We start from the raw sequence: 17,631 nt of genomic DNA, 5'->3' as shown, positions 1-17,631 counted from the left end.
TCCGGCCGCTACTGAAACGCGACCTCGGCGAAGCTGCGCAGCTTGCGCGAATGCAGCCGCTCGGACTCCTGGTGCTTCAACAGCTCGAGCGCCTTGAGGCCGATCTGGAGATGCTGTCCGACCCGCTGGCGGTAGAAGTCGCTGGCCATGCCGGCGAGCTTGATCTCGCCATGCAGCGGCTTGTCGGAGACGCAGAGCAAGGTGCCGTAGGGCACGCGGAAGCGGTAGCCATTGGCGGCGATCGCGGCCGACTCCATGTCGAGCGCGACGGCGCGCGACTGCGACAGCCGGCGGATCACGGCGGGGCCGGAGATCTCCCAGTTGCGGTTGTCGACGCTTGCGACCGTGCCGGTGCGCATCACCCGCTTCAGCTCGAAGCCGGAATAGCCGGTGACCGTCTCCACGGCCTCCTCCAGCGCGACCTGCACCTCGGCCAGCGCGGGGATCGGCACCCACGGCGGCAACTCCTGGTCGAGCACGTGGTCCTCGCGGACATAGCCGTGGGCGAGCACGTAGTCGCCGAGCCGCTGCGTGTTGCGCAGGCCCGCGCAATGGCCGACCATCAGCCAGGCATGCGGCCTGAGCACCGCGATGTGGTCGGTAACGTTGCGGGCGTTCGACGGCCCGGTGCCGATGTTGATCAGCGTGATGCCCTGGTGTCCCGGCTCGACCAGATGCAGCGCCGGCATCTGCGGCGTGCGCGCGGGCGCGGAGCCCGTCGTGCCACCGCCGAGACGAACATTGCGGGTGATCACGTTGCCCGGCTCGACGAAGGCCTCGGCCGCGCCCTCCCCGGCCGCGAGCTGCTGGCGGCCCCAGTCGGCGAAGGCGTCGACATAGAACTGGTAGTTCGTGAAGATCACGAAGTTCTGGAAGTGGTCCGGATCAGTCCCGGTGTAGTGATAGAGCCGCCGCAGCGAGTAATCGACGCGCGCCGCGCGGAACAGCGACAACGGCTCGGGCATGCCCGGCTTGAGCTCGAGTGTGCCATCGGCGATGGCATCGTCCATGGTCGCGAGGTCAGGCGCATCGAACACGTCGCGCAGCGAGCGCGTCACCAGCGGGCTCTCGTGGCGCGGCAGCGACGTCTCGATATTGATGTCGCGGCGGTAGGCGAAATGCACCGGGATCGGCTCGGCGGATTCCCCGATCTCGACCGGGACGCCGTGGTTCTCGACCAGCAGCCGGATCTGCTCGGTGAGATATGCGCGGAACAGGTCCGGTCGCGTGATGCTGGTCTCGTGCACGCCGGGACCGGCGACGAAGCCATAGGCAAGGCGCGAGTCGAGCCGCGCGTGGCTCGCGGTCGTCAGGCGCACGAACGGATAGGTTGCGCGGATGCGCGTCGCCGGCACGACGCCGTTGGCATAGGCCTCGAAATGACCGCGCAGAAACGCGGTGTTGCGCTCGTAGATTTCCTCGAGCCTGGCCACCGCAGCCGCGGCGTCGGTGAAGGTCTCGGTCGGGAACGGTTGCGGCGACTGAACGGTCAAGGGCGGCCTCATCTTGCTAAGGCCAAAGGTTAAGCGAAGCCGCCATTCAAGCGCAACGCTCGTCCGCGCTTCTTCCAGAACGCGCCGGAGGCAGCCTCCCCGCGCGAGGCGCGAGGAGGCAAACGCATCAGCTCTCCGCTCAGCCCTTGGCAAGCTGCTCGTCGAGATCGTGCAGCACCTGGTAGCAGGGCAGCACCTGGGCGACGGACGCGTTCGGCTCGCGGCCCTCGCGGATCGCGGCGAAGAACTCGCGGTCCTGCAGCTCGATGCCATTCATGGAGACATCGACCTTGGAGACGTCGATCTTCTCCTCCTTGCCGTTCACCAGATCGTCGTAGCGGGCGATATAGGTGCCGGTGTCGCCGATGTAGCGGAAGAAGGTGCCGAGCGGGCCGTCATTGTTGAACGACAGCGACAAGGTGCAGATCGCGCCATTGGCGGCCTTGAGCTGGATCGACATGTCCATCGCGATGCCGAGGTTGGGATGGATCGGTCCCTGCACCGCATTGGCCTTCACGATCGGCGAGCCTGCCTGATAGGCGAACAGATCGACCGTGTGCGCGGCGTGGTGCCAAAGCAGATGGTCGGTCCAGCTGCGCGGCTGGCCCAGCGCGTTCATGTTGGTGCGGCGGAAGAAGTAGGTCTGCACGTCCATCTGCTGGATGTGGAACTCGCCGGCCTTGATCTTCTTGTGCACGAACTGATGGCTGGGATTGAAGCGGCGGGTGTGGCCGCACATCGCGACCAGGCCCGTCTCCTTCTGCAACTCGACCACCTGCTGCGCGTCCTTCAGCGAGTCGGCGAGCGGAATCTCGACCTGGACGTGCTTGCCGGCCTTGAGACAGTCGATCGCCTGCGCCGCGTGCATCTGCGTCGGCGTGCAGAGGATGACGGCATCGACCTCCGGCAGCTTGAGGCTGTCGGCAAGCTCGGTCGAGACGTGCTTGATGCCATATTTGTCGGCGACTTCCTTGGTCTGGTCGAAGCGGCGGCCGACCAGCGACACCACCTCGACGCCGTCGATGTTCTTGATGCCGTCCAGATGCTTGATGCCGAAGGCGCCCGCGCCGGCAAGCGCGACCTTGATCGTGTTGGCCATTTAGTTGTTCTCCAGGATCACATGGCCGACGGCGGTGTTGCTGGCCGGCACATGATAGAAGCGGTGACGCACGGTCGGCGCGTTGCCCTTCTTGGTCTCGTTGACGTCGCTCATGGCGCCGCGCGCGATCAGCCACATCACGAGCTCGATGCCCTCGCTGCCGGCCTCGCGGACGTAGTCGATATGCGGCACCTTGGACAGGGCTTCCGGATCGTTGATCAGCTTGTCCAGGAAGGCGTTGTCCCATTCGCGGTTGATCAGGCCGGCGCGCGGGCCCTGCAGCTGATGGCTCATGCCGCCGGTGCCCCAGATCTGCACATTGAGCGGCTCGTCATAGCTCTCGATCGCCTTGCGGATCGCCTTGCCCAGCATGAAGCAGCGGCGGCCCGACGGCACCGGATATTGCACGACGTTGACGGCGAACGGGATCACCGGGCACGGCCAGGCATCGACCTGGCCGAAGATCAGGCTGAGCGGCACGGTGAGGCCGTGGTCGACGTCCATCTTGTTGACGATGGTGAGATCGAAATCATCCTGGATCACCGACTGCGCGATGTGCGCAGCGAGCTTCGGATGTCCGATCACCTTGGGCACGGGGCGCGGGCCCCAGCCCTCATCGGCCGGCTGATACTCGGCCGCCGTGCCGATCGCGAACGTCGGGATCATGTCCAGGCTGAAGGCGGTCGCGTGGTCGTTGAAGACCAGGAACACGACATCCGGCTTCTGCTCCTTCTCCCACTGCTTGGCGAAGTCGTAGCCGGCGAACACCGGCTTCCAATAGTCCTCGTCGGTCTTGCCGAGGTCGAGGGCCGCGCCGATCGCCGGAACGTGCGAGGTGAAGACGCTTGCGGAGATTTTTGCCATTTACTTCTTCTCCCCGGTGTAGCGGTTGCCCTCGACCGAGCGGCCGCCCTTGATCATCATCTCGCGATACTGGTCTTCGGTCATGCCGGTCATGCTGCCGGCCATCTGCTGAAAGCTCTTGCCGTCGGTCGCACCGATCTTGGCAAGGAAGTAGATGTTGCCGCCGAGCGCGATGCAGCGGTTGAGATCGCGGTCGAGCACGGCCTGCTTCTGCTCCTCGCTCATCGGCCATTCGTCGAGATAAGCGCGCTCATTGGCTTTGAAGCGGGCGCGGTTCTCGGCCTTCATCAACGACATGCAGAACTGGTTGAGGTGATAGCCCATCCGCGACATGTCCGCGTCGAAGATGGTCGTGCCGGGAACGTCGGTATAGGGTTTGTCGAGCGACATCGCTTCCCTCCTCTTAGGATTCTTCGGGCCAGTACAGCCGCATCGGATTGTCGACCAGGAGTTTTCGCTGCAGCTCCGCGGTGACGGCGATGTGGGGAATGAAATCGACCAGCAGGCCGTCGTCGGGCATGTGGTCCTTGAGGTTCGGATGCGGCCAGTCGGTGCCCCACAGCACGCGATTCGGGAAGGTCTCGACGATACGTTTTGCGAACGGCACCACGTCGCGATAGGCGTTCTGCTCGCCGTTGAGCGCCCGCGGGCCGGCGACCGACAGCCGCTCCGGGCAGCTGACCTTGGACCAGACGTTGCTGTGCTCGCGCATGAACTTCACGAACAGCTCGAACTCGGGGCCATCGACCGGCTTGGTCACATCGGGGCGACCCATGTGGTCGACGACGACGGTGGTCGGCAGCGAGGTGAAGAAATCCCACAGCTCCGGCAGGTCGACGGCCTCGAAATAGATCACGACATGCCAGCCGAGCTTGTTGATGCGGTTGGCGATCTCGACCAGCTCGTCCTTCGGCGTGAAGTCGACGAGGCGCTTGACGAAGTTGAAGCGGACGCCGCGCACGCCGGCATCGTGCATCGCCTGTAGCTCGGCATCGGTGACGCTGCGCTTGACGGTCGCGACGCCGCGGGCCTTGCCGTTGGAATGCACGAGGGCATCGACCATCGCGCGGTTGTCGGCGCCGTGGCAGGTCGCCTGCACCACGACATTGCGGGCGAAGCCGAGATGGTCGCGCAGCGCGTAAAGCTGGTGCTTGGAGGCATCGCACGGCGTGTACTTGCGCTCGGGCGCATAGGGGAATTCGGCACCGGGGCCGAACACGTGGCAATGCGCGTCGACGCTGCCGGCCGGCACCTTGAAGCGCGGCTTCGACGGGCCGTCGTACCAGTCCAGCCATCCCGGGGTCTTCTGGAACTCCATGAGGTTCCCTACTCCTTGGATTTGATCTTATTGAGAATGCGATCGGCCTCGGTGCGCCAGTCTGCGCTACGCGCAAACTCCTTGGTGCCGCGCGTGCCGAACAGGCCGTCATCGGCGAGATCGGCGACCCAGGCCTGGCGCTCGGCGGTGCCTTCCGCCGACCACGGCGTCAGCCCGATGTCGCGCACGGTCTCAGCCACCTCCCGCACCTCCTCGGCACGGCGGCGGCCATGCTCGATCACGCGCTGAAAGAAATAGGCGCCCTGCTTCTCCCAGTCGATGCCTGGGAAGGTCTCCTTCAGCGAGGCCAGCACCGCATCCTCGACGCCATAGGCACGGGCGGTGGTGAAGCTCTCGATCACCATGGCCTCGAGGCCCTTGATCATGATGCTGCGGCACATCTTGGTCGCCGAGGCCACGCCGAGCTTGTCGCTGGCGGGCTTGGCGGCAAAGCCGAGTTCGTTGAGCAGCGGCGCCAGCTCGCGCGCACCGGCACCGCCGAGCAGCAGCGGCACCTTGATGCGATAGGGCGGCACCGAGGTCATCACCGCGCCCTCGACATAGCGGCCCCCAGCCCCGTCGATCAGCGCGGCTGCGCGCTGCTTGGCGCCGGGCGAGGCCGAGTTGAAGTCGAGGAACCATGCACCCGGCTTGATCGCCGGCGCGCAGGCTTCCGCGACCGCCACGTCCTGGCTCGCGGTGACGGCCGAAACGATGAAGTCGGCCTGCGCGGCCAGCTCGGCATGCGAGGCTGCGAGCGTCACGCCGATGCTGTCAGCATGGCTGCGCATCGCGTCGCCGCGGCTGTCTGCCAGCTTCAAATCATAGGCCGAGACACGCACGCCGTCTTTGCGCAGATCCTCGGCGAGGATCTTGCCGACCTCGCCGTAGCCGATCAGCCCGACATGCCACTGATTGGAGGCGGCGGTCATGCTCAATCGATGTATTTGAGCCCGGCCTTCGCCAAGGGCTCGCGCATCTTGTACATGTCGAGGCCGAGCACGCCCGACGCCAACTTCTCGCGCTTGTCCGCCTCGTTGGCCTCGCGCGCCGCAGCTGCATCCGCAGCCTGATGGGCGACAGCGGCCGGGACCACGACGATACCGTCGACATCGGCGACGATCACGTCACCCGGGTTGACGGCAACACCGGCGCAGACGATCGGAATGTTGACCGAGCCGAGCGTCGCCTTGACCGTGCCGCGGGCGCTGATGGCGCGCGAGAACACCGGGAACTGCATCTCGGTGAGATCGGCGACGTCGCGCACGCCGCCGTCGATGACGAGGCCCTGGGCGCCGCGGGCCCGGAAGCTGGTGGCCAGGAGATCGCCGAAGAAGCCGTCGGTGTTCTCGACCGTGCAGGCGGCGACGACGACGTCGCCGGGCTGGATCTGCTCGGCCGCGACATGCAGCATCCAGTTGTCGCCGGGCTGCAGCAGCACGGTGACGGCCGTGCCGCACATCTTCGCGGTCGGATAGATCGGCCTGATATAGCACTGCATCAGGCCGACGCGGCCCATCGCCTCGTGGATGGTGGCGACGCCGAACTTCGACAGCTTCTCCACCGCCGCCTTGTCAGCGCGGGTGATTTTCGTCTTCACGACGCCGAGATTGTTCATGGGGGTGCTCATCGCAATCGTCCTAGATTACTTGCCCTTGGCCTTCAACGCGGCGTCGAGACGCGGGAACACGCGCCTTGCGTTGCCTTCGTAGATCTGGTGGCGCTGCTCGGGGGTCAGCTTGGCGGCCTCGATATAGCGCTTGGTGTCGTCATAGTAGAAGCCGGTCTCCGGATCGATGCCGCGGACGGCGCCGATCATCTCGGACGCGAACAGGATGTTGTCGATCGGGATCACGCCGGTCAGCAGGTCGATGCCCGGCTGGTGATAGACGCAGGTATCGAAGAAGATGTTGTTGAGCAGGTGATCCTTCAACAGCGGCTTCTTCATTTCCTGAGCGAGGCCGCGGAACCGGCCCCAGTGATACGGCACCGCGCCGCCGCCATGCGGGATCAGGAACTTCAGGGTCGGGAAGTCCTTGAACAGATCAGAGGTCAGGCACTGCATGAACGCCGTGGTGTCGGCGTTGAGATAGTGGCTGCCCGTGGTGTGGAAGCAGGCGTTGCAGCTGGTCGAGACGTGGATCATCGCGGGGATGTCGAGCTCGACCATCTTCTCGTAGATCGGATACCAGTGCCGGTCAGACAGCGGCGGCGAGGTCCAGTGGCCGCCCGAGGGGTCCGGGTTCAGATTGATGCCGACGAAGCCGTACTCCTTGATGCACTTCTCCAGCTCGGGAATGCACGTTTTCGGATCGACGCCCGGCGACTGCGGCAGCATCGCGACGCCGATGAAATGGTCGGGGAACAGCTTGCTGACGCGATAGCACAGCTCGTTGCAGATGCCGGCCCAGGTCGAGGACACCTGGAAGTCGCCGATGTGGTGGGCCATGAAGCTCGCGCGCGGCGAGAACACGGTGAGATCGCTGCCGCGCTCCTTCATCTTCTTGAGCTGGTTGCTCTCGATGCTCTCGCGCAGCTCATCGTCGCTGATCTTGAGCTCGGAGACCTTCGGCATCACGGAAGCGTCCTTGATGCCCGCGATCTGCCGGTTGCGCCACTCTTCGAGCGCCTTCGGAGCCGTCGTGTAATGGCCGTGCACGTCGATGATCACGTCAGTCTCTCCCTCAGATTTTCTCGCGAGCCGGGCGACAATTCGTTCAATGCGCCGCCACGGGGGCGCCGACATCCTTGCCGCTGGCGCGGCCTCCCGGTCCCACGACCTGCTTTACCACAAGGGCGAGCGCCGCGATCAAGCCGGGAACTGCGATCACGGTGAAAATCTCGCTGAAGGTCAGGTGCCGTGCGGTCAATTCGGCGACCAGGAAGGAGCCGGCAATACCGCCGAAGCGGCCGATGCCCATCATCCAGGCGACGCCGGTCGCGCGGCCCTGGGTCGGATAGAAGGCGGCCGCCAGCGCCGGCAGCGACGACTGCGCTGTGTTCATGACGACGCCGGCGACGAACACGATCACCACCAGGAAGCCCATGTTGCCGGCCGCCTGCCCGATCAGGAAGATCGTCACCGCCGTCAGCGCGTAGCCGACCGCAACGATGCGGTTGGCGTTGAAGCGGTCCATCAGGACACCGAAGAACACAGCGCCGACGCCGCCGAGCGGGAACAGCGCCGAGATCAAGGTCGCCGTCTGCGGATTGAGCCCGACATCCTTGAACAGGATCGGCATCCAGTTGATCAGCGAGTAGAAGATCACCAGCCCCATGAAATAGGTGATCCACAGCATCAGCGAGCCGATGCGCAGCACCGGCGACAGCACCATGCCGATGCCGGTCGCATTGACGCGCCGGGTGGTCTCGGCATGCTCCGGCTCCAGCATCACGAACTGGCCGACGTCGGCGGCCGCCGCCGAGACCCGGCGCATCACCTTGCGGACGCGCTCGATCGAGGCGCCACGCGACAGCAGATAGTGCACGGATTCCGGCAGGATCACGATCAGCAGCACGGTCAGCACCAGCGGCGTGACGCCGCCGAGCACCAGCACGCTGGGCCAGCCCCATTGCGGGATCATCCAGGCCGCGAGGAAGCCGCCGCAGGCCGCGCCCAGCGGGAAGCCGCAGAACATCAAATTGGTCATGGTCGCCCGCAGCCGGCCCGGGCAATACTCACTGAGCAGCGTCACTGCGTTGGGCATGGCCGCGCCGAGGCCGATGCCGGTGACGCAGCGAAGCACGGTGAGCTCGGTCAGGTTGGTCGCAAAGGCCGAGGCGAGACAGGCGATGCCGAAGATCAGCACCGACCCCACCAGCACCAGCTTGCGGCCGAGACGGTCGGCGACGGGACCCGCGAACAGCGCGCCGGCGGCAAGCCCGAACAGCGCCGCGCTCAGCACCGGCCCGAGCGCCGACTTCTCGATGCCCCACTCCTTCAGCAGCGACGGCGCGATGAAGCCGATCGCGGCGGTGTCGAAGCCGTCGAGCAGCACGATGACGAAGCCGAGCGCGAAGATCAGCCACTGGAAGCCGGAAAACGGGTGGTCGTCGAGAAAGGCCTGGACGTCGACGCGGGTGGTCGTGGGCATCGCTTCTGCTTTCCTTGGGGTGCTGTTCTGGCGTTTCAACCGAGGTCCGCAGGCGCGCGTTCTCGGCGCGATCGGGTCCTGCAGCTTCGGCAGCTTGACCGGCTATGTGACCGAGCGCGGCGGCCCGCGCCAGCGCCGGAGGGCTTCTATCAGCTATTCTGAAACGGAATATGATATCGGGTGAGCCATGCTGATTTTAGAATGGGTCTGGGAGAGTGGAACGTAGACTCGTGCGGCTTGCTCGGCGCACCTCGCCCCGCTTGCGGGGAGAGGTCGGATTGCATCGCCAGATGCAATCCGGGTGAGGGGGTACAGGTCTGACCACGCCCACTTCCCGTGCGTTTGCCCCTCACCCCAACCCTCTCCCCGTGAAGAACGGGGAGAGGGAGCGCACCGTCTTCGCCGCGAGTAACTCGTCAAAAATGCGGGGCACTCGAGCTAAGCCGACTACCGCGGCAATTTCCTGATCAGCGCCGTGGCCAGCTTCATCGTCTGCCGCGCCAGCGGCGTCGGTCGCTTGTGCGCCGAGGTCACGAAGCACAGCACGCTGGTCGGCGCCGGCTCGGTCAGCGGGCGGATGGACAGCTCAGCGGCGCGCCCTGAAGCCGCAACGCCGCTCGGCGTCAGCACCGCATGGCCGTAGCCCGCGCAGACGAGATCGATGATCGACGGCACGCTCGACACCTCCCAGGCGATGTCGAGCTTAATGCCGGCCAGCGCCGCCTGGGTCTCCAGCAGCCGCCGCATCGCGTGCACGCGCTCGGGCATGATCAGGCTATAACGCGACAGTTCGGCCATCGGCAGCGGCGCGGTGACGCGGCGCTTGCCCTTCGGCGCGTGGCTCACCAGCGCCAGCGGCTCCTGCAGCACCGGCGTGATCTCGATGCCCGCCTGTGCATCCGGATTGTAGACCATGCCGACATCGATGCGCCCCGACGTGATCCACTCGACCACATGGGTCGACAGGCCCTCGACGACGGCAAGGCGCGCCGCCGGATATTCCTTCCGGAAGCGATCGATCAGCGGCAAGGTCAATTGCCGCGCGATACTCGGCGGCAGGCCGATGGTGACGCGGCCGACCGGCGCGTCGCGGCTGGCGCCGAGATCCTCGCGCGCATGCGCCACCAATTGCAGCACGCCGACGCTGTGATCGAGCAGCCGCTTGCCCGCTTCGGTCAGTTCGACACCGCGGCCGTTGCGCGCAAACAGCTGCTGCTTCAATTCGGATTCCAGCGCCCGCACCTGCCGCGACAGCGCCGGCTGTGCGACATCAAGCACGGCGGCCGCCTTGCTGAACGAGCCGAGCTCGGCGACCTGGACGAAATATTCGAGCTGCTTGAGGTTCATGGGCGGATGGCTCGACCAGCAGGCGTCAGGCCGCCCCGCCGCCTCTCCCACCCACCGCTGTCGTCCCTGCGAACGCAGGGACCCATACCGCGGACGGCCGATTGTTGGAGAAGACTCTGCGTCGCCTTCCTTTGCAAACAACGAGGGCCGGTGGTTATGGGTCCCTGCGTTCGCAGGGACGACAGCGGAGTGTGACGCGACATTGAGGATAGCCTGCGGCACTGGCCTTCATCGCGCCCGCGAAAGGCCTGCAATCCACACCCGCGCCCCATCAGCCGCCCCATCTCAATTCAACACATTCACCGAAAAATTCAGCACCGACGCGAACCCCACCCAGCAGGCATAGGGCACGAACAGCAGTGCCGCGGTGCGGTCCTCGCGCCATTGCATCACGATGAACGTCACGATCAGCACGAACATGCTGGCGATGATCGCGAACGCGACCCACATCAGATGCGCCGTGAAGAACACCGGCGACCAGGCGAAGTTCAGCACCAGCTGGCCCCACCACACCTGCATGACGGCGCCGCTTTCGACCTGCTCATAGGTGCGCCAGCCGGCCACCGCGACCAGGATGTAGATCACCGTCCAGGCGATCGGAAACAGCCAGCCGGGCGGGGTGAACCAGGGCTTGTTGAGCGAGCCGTACCACGCGCCGGGCATGTTGGAGGCGCCGATGATCCAGCCGCCTCCGACCACGAGGACCAGCAGGACGAGGAGATGCAGGATGGATCGGTTCATATTCCGCTCGGCGTGATTTTCAGGAGAAGGTTCTCGGCTGGTCCGCTGGCGACCGGCAGCCATGCGACTGAGGCACCCACCCGCGCACTGGACAGGGCCGCTCTCTGCGCGTAGCCAGGACATAACACAATGCGAGGAAAAGTCAGGGTTTTCCCCTGACGCCAACGTCCAGGGACCGGGAACGCCGATCAATTCAGCGCCGGGGTCCTGATACCAGGAAACGGAGCTGTCTCAGTGGCTGATTCCCCGGCCCCCTCCTCAGCCATCGCCTCGATCGCGGCCGTCGAAGCCGGCCTCGCCGCGCAGGGCTATATCGCCAGCCGCCAGATCGCGACCGCGGTCTATCTGTCGCAGGCGATCGACAAGCCGATCCTGGTCGAGGGCCCGGCAGGCGTCGGCAAGACCGAGCTTGCGAAAGCGATCGCCGCCTGGCGCGGGCTGAAGATGATCCGGCTGCAATGCTATGAGGGCCTCGACGAGGCCAAGGCGCTCTACGAGTGGAAATACGCCAAGCAGCTGCTCTACACCCAGATCCTGAAAGACAAGCTCGGCGAGGTGCTCGGCGGCGCGCAGACCCTGCACGCGGCGCTCGGCCAGTTGCATGATTTCGGCGACGTGTTCTTCTCGAAGGAATTCGTCGAGCCGCGGCCGCTGTTGCAGGCGCTGCTCGAGCCTAATGGCTGCGTGCTGCTGATCGACGAGATCGACAAGTCGGATGCCGAGTTCGAATCGCTGCTCCTGGAAATCCTGTCCGACTTCCAGGTCACGATCCCCGAGCTCGGCAGCATCGCCGCCGCCAAGCCGCCGACCGTGATCCTGACCTCCAACTCCGAGCGCAATCTCGGCGACGCCTTGAAGCGGCGCTGCCTGCATCTGCACATCGGCTTCCCCGAGCAGCGGCTGGAGGAGCGCATCGTCGAGAGCCGCGTGCCCGGCATCTCGCAGACCCTGCGGCGGCAGCTTGTCGCCTTCATCCACGACATCCGCACGCTCGACCTGAAGAAGCAGCCGTCGGTCAGCGAGACCATCGACTGGGCGCGCGTGCTGGTGCTCTTGCAGGCCGCCGAACTCGGCCACGAGGTGGTGAAGGACACGCTCAACGTACTCCTGAAATACGAGTCCGACATCGAGGTGGCGCTGCCGCAGGTGACGACCTTCGTCGCCAAGGCGCAGCGCCAGAACATCTTCGGGTAGCCGCCATGCAGGAGAACCTGCATCGGTTCTTCCGGGCGGCGCGCGGCGCCGGCGTGCACGTTTCACCGGCCGAGAGCATCGACGCGATGCGCGCGGTGGCGAGCATCGGTGTCGCCGATCGCACCGTGCTCCGCGACACAATGCTGCTGACGCTCGCCAAGAGCGAGGACGAGAAGAAGGCGCTCGGCGCCTGCTTCGACCTGTTCTTCGCCCATGTCGATCCGGCCCAGGCAGAGGAGAAGGACGACGCGGCGCAGGATACGGCCTCGAACGCGGCGCAGGCGGCGCCGCCATCCGGACAACCGGCGGGTGGCGAGACGAACGCGGAGCTCGGCCCCCTCGCCCAGATGTTGCTCGCGCAGAACACGGCCGACATCTCCGCCGCGATTGCCAACGCCTCCAGCGCCGTCGGCCTGTCGGAGATTCGCTACTTCACCCAACGCGGCCTGTTCTCCAGCCGCATGCTGGAGACGATGGGCATTCAGCGGCTCCGCGACGATCTGGATACCCTCACCGAGACCAATCCGGCGCTGGCCGAGCGGCTGCAGACCGGGCTCGACGGTTTGCGCGACACCGTGCGCGACACGGTCGCGCAAGCGCTCGCGCTCTACGGCCGCGAGGAAACCGAGAACCTGCGCCACGAGATCCTGCGCAATGCCCAGCTGTCGCGCATCGAGCCGCGCCAGGTCGCGGCGATGCGCGCCCTGATCCGGCAGATCGCCCGCCGCCTGCGCGAGCGCTACAGCAAGCCGCGCAAGCGCCAGCGCCGCGGCCATCTCGACGTCCGCCGCACGCTCCGCCGCAACGCCGCCTGGGGCAGCGTGCCGTTCCTCACCGCCTGGAAACGCCGGCATCGCGACCGTCCGAAGATCGTCGCGCTGTGCGACGTCTCAGGCTCGGTTGCCCGCGTCTCGGATTTCTTCCTGCTGTTGATTCATAGCCTGCACGACGTCGTCAGCGACGTCCGCTCGTTCGCCTTTTCCGGCCATCTGATCGAGGTCAGCGAGATCTTAGAGCAGAAATCGGCCGAGGAGGCCATGGCCGAGATCATGCACAAGGTCGGCTTCGGCTCGTCCGACTACGGCTCCTCGCTGGTCGATTTCGAGAAGCAGTTCATGGCCTCGGTGACGCCGCAGACCACCGTGATCGTGCTGGGCGATGCCCGCAGCAACAAGCTCGATCCACGCGCCGACATTCTCAAGGCGATCTCGGAGCGCGCCAAGCGCGTCGTCTGGCTCAATCCAGAGGGACGCGTCACCTGGGGCTGGGGCGATTCAGAGATGCCGCGCTATCAGACCTTCTGCAACGTGGTGCGCCCGTGTGCGACAGCGCAGCAGCTCGAGCGGGCGGTGAGCGACATCGTGTCGGCGTATCAGTAAGCCCCCCTCACCCCGTCATTGCGAGCGAAGCGAGGCAATACGAAGTCCCGTCCACGACCCTGGATTGCTTCGTCGATGCGCTCCTCGCAATGACGAGAGTTCGAAACCGTAGGGTGGGCACGTCGCGATCAGACATCGCGGACAAACAATCGGGTTTCGGGCGCGCCTTTGCCCACCCTACGTATCGTCCCCGGAGCTACCGTCCTCCCGCCGCACGCTTCAACAACACCGCGCGCTGCTGGTCCGAAAAACTCACGCCCGACTTCTTCTCCACCACCCGCACCGCCCACGACCGCATCGGATCATCATCCACCCGCGCCGGCTCGCGCAGGATGGCGATGCCGATCTCCAGCATCTTGGCGTCGGCCTGATGCTCGATGCCGCCGCCTGCGGTGCTCGTCAATGCGAACACTCCGGCCGCCGCACCGATGCCGGCGGCCAGCGCCGTCGTCACCACGAGTTTCCAGTCCAAGTCTGCCCCCTGCTCTCACCAGCCACTGGGCTGCCACGCTCGAACAGGTTCGTGGCTGCGACATGGCGATCCAACGTCGGTCTTTCGGCGGCAGGCTCATCAGGCGGCCACAATTGTTCGACTAACGAAACCGGCGCCCGCGAACTGTGACGTCTTGTGTGACTGCCCGTCGCGTTACCATGTCGCAGCACGCTGAGCTTGTGTCGTCGGGCAAATCAGCACGATGCTTGCGCCCAACCTGCCTCGTCGAAGAGGGGCGTACGCGTCGTCACGATACGTGAGGCAGGCTGCGGTGGACGTCGTTGCATCATGCGCTTGTTGCGCGGACGAGTGATGCAGCACGCCCGGTGAAGTCGTGATGTCCTGACACCCCGAAGCTGGTGTCACCCGCGCAACGCGCTACGCGCGTTGTCGCGAACGCGACGAGGCTTCGCCTCGCGCGGAGGTGGCCAAAACGCCCGGCGCACCAGGGAGACCACGTATAAGCCGTCAAAACATCGCGCAGGGAAGGCCGGCATGTTCGGCCCACCTGTGGTTCCTGCCCCGTGCATTTTCTGTCGCACGGGGGCCGCGGGTGTGGTGGACACCCGGCCTTCCCTGCGCCCTCGATCTCAGGGGCGAACGATCGTCACAGCCCGGGCGCATCAGCGCCGCGAGAACGAGTACGCGTGCCTTTCCGTGACATCATCGCATGGCAGACAACAATGCGGATGAGGCTTGTCGGATCGATGCGGATGAAGCCAGGGACGCTGCGATCAGCGCGGCACGACCGCAGTGGCTTCGATCTCGACCCTCGCCGCCTTCTCGACCAGCCTGACGACCTGCACCAGCGCCATCGCCGGATAGTGGCTGCCGAAGATCTCGCGGTAGATCCGGCCGAGCTCCTTCAGGTTGCCGAGATACTCGTCCATGTCGACGACGTACCAGGTGAGCCGCACCAGATGCTCCGGTCGCGCGTCCCCTGCGGCCAGGATCGCCGCAATGTTCTGCAGCGCCTGACGCACTTGTGCGACGAAGCCGTCGGCCAGCGTCTCGGTCGCATCCCAGCCGATCACGCCGCCGGTGACGACGATACGGCCTTCGGCGCTGATGCCGTTGGCGTAGCCCTTGGGCATCGGCCAGCCGCTCGGCTGCAGCACGCGCAGGCTCGCATCATCCTGCTTCACCACGGCGAGCGTGGGCGCTTTGGTCGTGCTCACGAACGTCTCTCCTTGTCTCTGCTACGCGGCCGTGCCCGAAGCGGCGGCTGCCTGGGCGATCTGCCGAAGGGCGAACCGCTTCAGCTTGCCGGTCTCGGTCTTGGGCAGCTGCGTCACGAACTCGATCGCGCGTGGATATTTGTACGGCGCGATCTCGCGTTTGACATGCTCCTGCAGTTCGGTCACCAGGGCCGGCGTGCCTTGCGCTCCTGGCGCGAGCACGACGTAAGCTTTCACCACCATGCCGCGGGCGTCGTCGGGAGCGCCGACGACGCCGCATTCGGCGACGGCTGGATGAGTCAGCAGCGCCGCCTCGACGTCGGTCCCGGCAATGTTGTAGCCCGACGACACGATCATGTCGTCGGAGCGCGACTGGTACCAGAAGTAGCCGTCCTCATCCATCACATAGGTATCGCCGGTGACGTTCCAGCCGTTCTGGACGTATTTGCGCTGGCGCTCGTCGGCGAGATAGCGGCAGCCGGTGGGCCCGCGCACCGCGAGCCGCCCCATCGTGCCCGGCGGCACGTCGCGGCCTTCGTCGTCGACGATCTTGGCCTCGTAGCCCGGCACCGGCTTGCCGGTGGCGCCGGGACGGATCTCGTCCTCGACGGCGCTGATGAAGATGTGCAGCATCTCGGTCGAGCCGATGCCGTCCATCAGCTTGAGACCGGTGGCCTTGAGCCAGGCATCGAAGGTCGGCTTCGGCAAGGTTTCGCCGGCGGAGACGCATTTGCGCAGCGAGGAAATATCGCGGCCGGCGAGCTTTCCAATCATCGCACGGTAGGCAGTCGGCGCTGTGAAGCAAACCGTCGCCTTATAGCGCTCGATGGCGGCGAGCAGATCGTCGGGCGACGTCCTCTCCAGCACCACGTAGGACGCACCGATATGCATCGGGAACAGTACGCCGCCGAAACCGAAAGTGAAGGCGAGCGGCGCGGTGCCGATGAAGCGGTCGGTTGGGCTGGCGCGCAGCACGTTGCGGGCATAGCCGTCGCATACCGCGAGCATGTCGCGGTGGAAGTGCATCGTGCCCTTGGGATCGCCGGTCGTGCCCGACGTGAAGGCGATCAGGCAGAGGTCGTCGGACGCCGTATCGACCGCAGTGAAGTCCGGACTCGCATCGGCGATCAGCGCCTCGAGCGAGTCGGGCTGTCCACTGCCCCAATACACGACCTGCTTCAGTGCAGGCGCGACCGCGCGGGTCTTTTCCATCTCGTCGGCCAGCTTGCCGTCGCACAAGGCAAGCGCGATCTGCGCCTTCTGGATCGGATAGGACAGCTCCTTGGCCCGCAGCAGCGGCATAGTCGCCACGACGATGCCGCCCGCCTTGATCGCGGCGAGATAGGTCGCGACCATCATCGGGTTGTTCGCCGAGCGCAGCAGCACACGGCCGCCGGGCACGAGCCCGAGCTTGTCGACCAGCACATTGGCGATTTTGTTCACCAGCGCCTGGAGCTCGCGATAGGTGTAGCTCGTCTCGGTGCTGATGATGCAAGGGGCATCGCCCCGCCCCTCCTCGACCCAGCGGTCGAGGAAATGCGTCACGCAGTTCAATCGCGGCGGGTACTGAAATTCGGGCCGGCTGAAGACGAAGTCGGGCCACAGCTCGCGCGGCGGCAGATTGTCCTGAGCAAAGGTGTCGACATGGGCGCTATGCGCCGGCGCCCCGGCGCTTTCGGGCTGAACCTTGGCGGCAGTGGCCATCATACGCTCCTGTCTGAGGGGAAGAACGCCCGGCACGTTTCAGTCCTAAACATTTTAGACTTAAAACATCTTGGCGCAAGAGCGGAAGAGAGCCGAAGATTGTGCACTGCCCGCAAATTGTTTGAGCGTTTGCCGTATGCGGCGGCTGGCCTGCGGCGTCTTGTCAGGCCGGCTTCAGTCCTGCCGGCGCTGCACGGCCTTCTGCGCGGAGCCCTTGGTCTTGGCCAGCAGCCGCATCAGTTCGCGCACGTCCTTCTCCGTGAGATCACCGAAGATGTCGGCGATCCAGGTCTCATGCTCGGTGGCCATCTTTCGGAATTCCGCACGACCGAGCTTGGTCAGCCGGATCACCTGGACTCGGCGGTCGGTGTCGGAGGTGCGGCGATCGAGATGGCCGGATTCGACCAGGCGCTCGACCAGCCCGGTGACATTGCCGTTCGACACCATCATGCGCTTGGACACGTCGGACAGGGTCATGCCGTCGGGGGCCTTGTCGAGCTGCGCCATCAGGTCGAAACGCGGCAGGGTCACGTCGAAACGCTCGCGCAGGCGGCCGCGGATCTCGCCCTCGATCAAGGTCGTACAGGTGAGCAGGCGCAGCCACAGCCGCAGCTCCTCCGCGTGGTCCTCGGGCAGCTCGACGGCCTTGGTCTCGGAATCAAGCGTCATGACGGATTCACTTGGACGGAGTCACTGGGGACGGATTCAGTTGGGACGGAATCATTTG

17 protein-coding genes are annotated in these 17,631 nt (G+C 65.5%); 2 read left to right on the top strand and 15 right to left on the bottom strand.

Annotated features, from left to right (window positions below):
* Positions 1 to 8: 8 nt before the first annotated feature.
* From NLR35_RS23340 to NLR35_RS23290, 11 genes are all read right to left on the bottom strand, one after another.
* On the bottom strand, positions 9 to 1,505 hold the full coding sequence (locus NLR35_RS23340) for an AMP nucleosidase (RefSeq protein WP_257168876.1): 1,497 nt from the start codon (positions 1,503 to 1,505) through the stop codon (positions 9 to 11).
* Between the two features lie 127 nt (positions 1,506 to 1,632).
* Positions 1,633 to 2,592, bottom strand: coding sequence for a Gfo/Idh/MocA family oxidoreductase (locus tag NLR35_RS23335; RefSeq protein WP_257168875.1), 960 nt, complete (start codon positions 2,590 to 2,592; stop codon positions 1,633 to 1,635).
* The gene (locus tag NLR35_RS23330) at positions 2,593 to 3,456 is read right to left on the bottom strand and encodes a class III extradiol dioxygenase subunit beta (protein WP_257168874.1); all 864 of its coding nucleotides are present in this window, start codon (positions 3,454 to 3,456) and stop codon (positions 2,593 to 2,595) included.
* The gene (gene ligA / locus NLR35_RS23325; protein WP_257168873.1) at positions 3,457 to 3,846 is read right to left on the bottom strand and encodes a protocatechuate 4,5-dioxygenase subunit alpha; all 390 of its coding nucleotides are present in this window, start codon (positions 3,844 to 3,846) and stop codon (positions 3,457 to 3,459) included.
* 13 nt (positions 3,847 to 3,859) lie between these two features.
* Positions 3,860 to 4,774, bottom strand: a complete 915-nt coding sequence (locus NLR35_RS23320) for an amidohydrolase family protein (RefSeq protein WP_257168872.1) — start codon at positions 4,772 to 4,774, stop codon at positions 3,860 to 3,862.
* 8 nt (positions 4,775 to 4,782) lie between these two features.
* Complete coding sequence (locus tag NLR35_RS23315; protein ID WP_257168871.1) at positions 4,783 to 5,706, bottom strand: NAD(P)-dependent oxidoreductase; 924 nt, start codon at positions 5,704 to 5,706, stop codon at positions 4,783 to 4,785.
* Between the two features lie 2 nt (positions 5,707 to 5,708).
* Positions 5,709 to 6,404, bottom strand: coding sequence for a 4-carboxy-4-hydroxy-2-oxoadipate aldolase/oxaloacetate decarboxylase (gene ligK, locus NLR35_RS23310; RefSeq protein WP_257168870.1), 696 nt, complete (start codon positions 6,402 to 6,404; stop codon positions 5,709 to 5,711).
* Positions 6,405 to 6,419: 15 nt separating this feature from the next.
* Positions 6,420 to 7,445, bottom strand: a complete 1,026-nt coding sequence (locus NLR35_RS23305; RefSeq protein WP_257168869.1) for an amidohydrolase family protein — start codon at positions 7,443 to 7,445, stop codon at positions 6,420 to 6,422.
* A gap of 46 nt (positions 7,446 to 7,491) precedes the next feature.
* A complete protein-coding gene (locus tag NLR35_RS23300; RefSeq protein WP_257168868.1) occupies positions 7,492 to 8,868 on the bottom strand; it encodes an MFS transporter in 1,377 nt (458 codons plus the stop codon).
* 447 nt (positions 8,869 to 9,315) lie between these two features.
* Positions 9,316 to 10,215, bottom strand: coding sequence for a LysR substrate-binding domain-containing protein (locus NLR35_RS23295; RefSeq protein ID WP_257168867.1), 900 nt, complete (start codon positions 10,213 to 10,215; stop codon positions 9,316 to 9,318).
* A gap of 285 nt (positions 10,216 to 10,500) precedes the next feature.
* Positions 10,501 to 10,914 (bottom strand): TspO/MBR family protein, encoded by a 414-nt coding sequence (locus NLR35_RS23290; protein WP_257168991.1) that lies wholly within the window; start codon positions 10,912 to 10,914, stop codon positions 10,501 to 10,503.
* 276 nt (positions 10,915 to 11,190) lie between these two features.
* Here NLR35_RS23290 and NLR35_RS23285 point away from each other — a divergent pair, with 276 nt between their 5' ends.
* A complete protein-coding gene (locus tag NLR35_RS23285) occupies positions 11,191 to 12,150 on the top strand; it encodes a MoxR family ATPase (protein WP_257168866.1) in 960 nt (319 codons plus the stop codon).
* A 5-nt stretch (positions 12,151 to 12,155) separates the two neighbouring features.
* Positions 12,156 to 13,529 carry a VWA domain-containing protein gene (locus NLR35_RS23280; RefSeq protein ID WP_257168865.1) on the top strand — a complete coding sequence of 458 codons (1,374 nt, stop codon included), beginning with the start codon at positions 12,156 to 12,158 and terminating at the stop codon, positions 13,527 to 13,529.
* 196 nt (positions 13,530 to 13,725) lie between these two features.
* Here the strand turns inward: NLR35_RS23280 and NLR35_RS23275 are convergent, their stop codons facing one another.
* The 4 genes from NLR35_RS23275 to NLR35_RS23260 form a co-directional block, all read right to left on the bottom strand.
* The gene (locus NLR35_RS23275) at positions 13,726 to 14,001 is read right to left on the bottom strand and encodes a hypothetical protein (protein ID WP_257168864.1); all 276 of its coding nucleotides are present in this window, start codon (positions 13,999 to 14,001) and stop codon (positions 13,726 to 13,728) included.
* 755 nt (positions 14,002 to 14,756) lie between these two features.
* On the bottom strand, positions 14,757 to 15,200 hold the full coding sequence (locus NLR35_RS23270; RefSeq protein ID WP_257168863.1) for a RidA family protein: 444 nt from the start codon (positions 15,198 to 15,200) through the stop codon (positions 14,757 to 14,759).
* A gap of 21 nt (positions 15,201 to 15,221) precedes the next feature.
* Complete coding sequence (locus tag NLR35_RS23265; RefSeq protein ID WP_257168862.1) at positions 15,222 to 16,904, bottom strand: benzoate-CoA ligase family protein; 1,683 nt, start codon at positions 16,902 to 16,904, stop codon at positions 15,222 to 15,224.
* Positions 16,905 to 17,078: 174 nt separating this feature from the next.
* Positions 17,079 to 17,573 carry a MarR family winged helix-turn-helix transcriptional regulator gene (locus NLR35_RS23260; protein WP_006612945.1) on the bottom strand — a complete coding sequence of 165 codons (495 nt, stop codon included), beginning with the start codon at positions 17,571 to 17,573 and terminating at the stop codon, positions 17,079 to 17,081.
* Positions 17,574 to 17,631: the final 58 nt, after the last annotated feature.

It is taken from the genome of Bradyrhizobium sp. SRS-191 (assembly GCF_024586915.1).
In the GTDB taxonomy this organism is placed as follows: Bacteria; Pseudomonadota; Alphaproteobacteria; order Rhizobiales; family Xanthobacteraceae; genus Bradyrhizobium.
This window is presented reverse-complemented; position numbering and strand designations above follow the sequence as displayed.

Excerpts from the sequence above, each read along its gene's own strand:
- NLR35_RS23320 (WP_257168872.1), bottom strand. The coding sequence starts at position 4,774 with ATGGAGTTCCAGAAGACCCCGGGATGGCTGGACTGGTACGACGGCCCG.
- NLR35_RS23280 (WP_257168865.1), top strand. The coding sequence starts at position 12,156 with ATGCAGGAGAACCTGCATCGGTTCTTCCGGGCGGCGCGCGGCGCCGGC.
- NLR35_RS23265 (WP_257168862.1), bottom strand. The coding sequence starts at position 16,904 with ATGGCCACTGCCGCCAAGGTTCAGCCCGAAAGCGCCGGGGCGCCGGCG.
- ligK (WP_257168870.1), bottom strand. The coding sequence starts at position 6,404 with ATGAGCACCCCCATGAACAATCTCGGCGTCGTGAAGACGAAAATCACC.
- NLR35_RS23330 (WP_257168874.1), bottom strand. The coding sequence starts at position 3,456 with ATGGCAAAAATCTCCGCAAGCGTCTTCACCTCGCACGTTCCGGCGATC.
- NLR35_RS23260 (WP_006612945.1), bottom strand. The coding sequence starts at position 17,573 with ATGACGCTTGATTCCGAGACCAAGGCCGTCGAGCTGCCCGAGGACCAC.
- NLR35_RS23335 (WP_257168875.1), bottom strand. The coding sequence starts at position 2,592 with ATGGCCAACACGATCAAGGTCGCGCTTGCCGGCGCGGGCGCCTTCGGC.
- NLR35_RS23300 (WP_257168868.1), bottom strand. The coding sequence starts at position 8,868 with ATGCCCACGACCACCCGCGTCGACGTCCAGGCCTTTCTCGACGACCAC.
- NLR35_RS23340 (WP_257168876.1), bottom strand. The coding sequence starts at position 1,505 with ATGAGGCCGCCCTTGACCGTTCAGTCGCCGCAACCGTTCCCGACCGAG.
- NLR35_RS23295 (WP_257168867.1), bottom strand. The coding sequence starts at position 10,215 with ATGAACCTCAAGCAGCTCGAATATTTCGTCCAGGTCGCCGAGCTCGGC.
- NLR35_RS23315 (WP_257168871.1), bottom strand. The coding sequence starts at position 5,706 with ATGACCGCCGCCTCCAATCAGTGGCATGTCGGGCTGATCGGCTACGGC.
- ligA (WP_257168873.1), bottom strand. The coding sequence starts at position 3,846 with ATGTCGCTCGACAAACCCTATACCGACGTTCCCGGCACGACCATCTTC.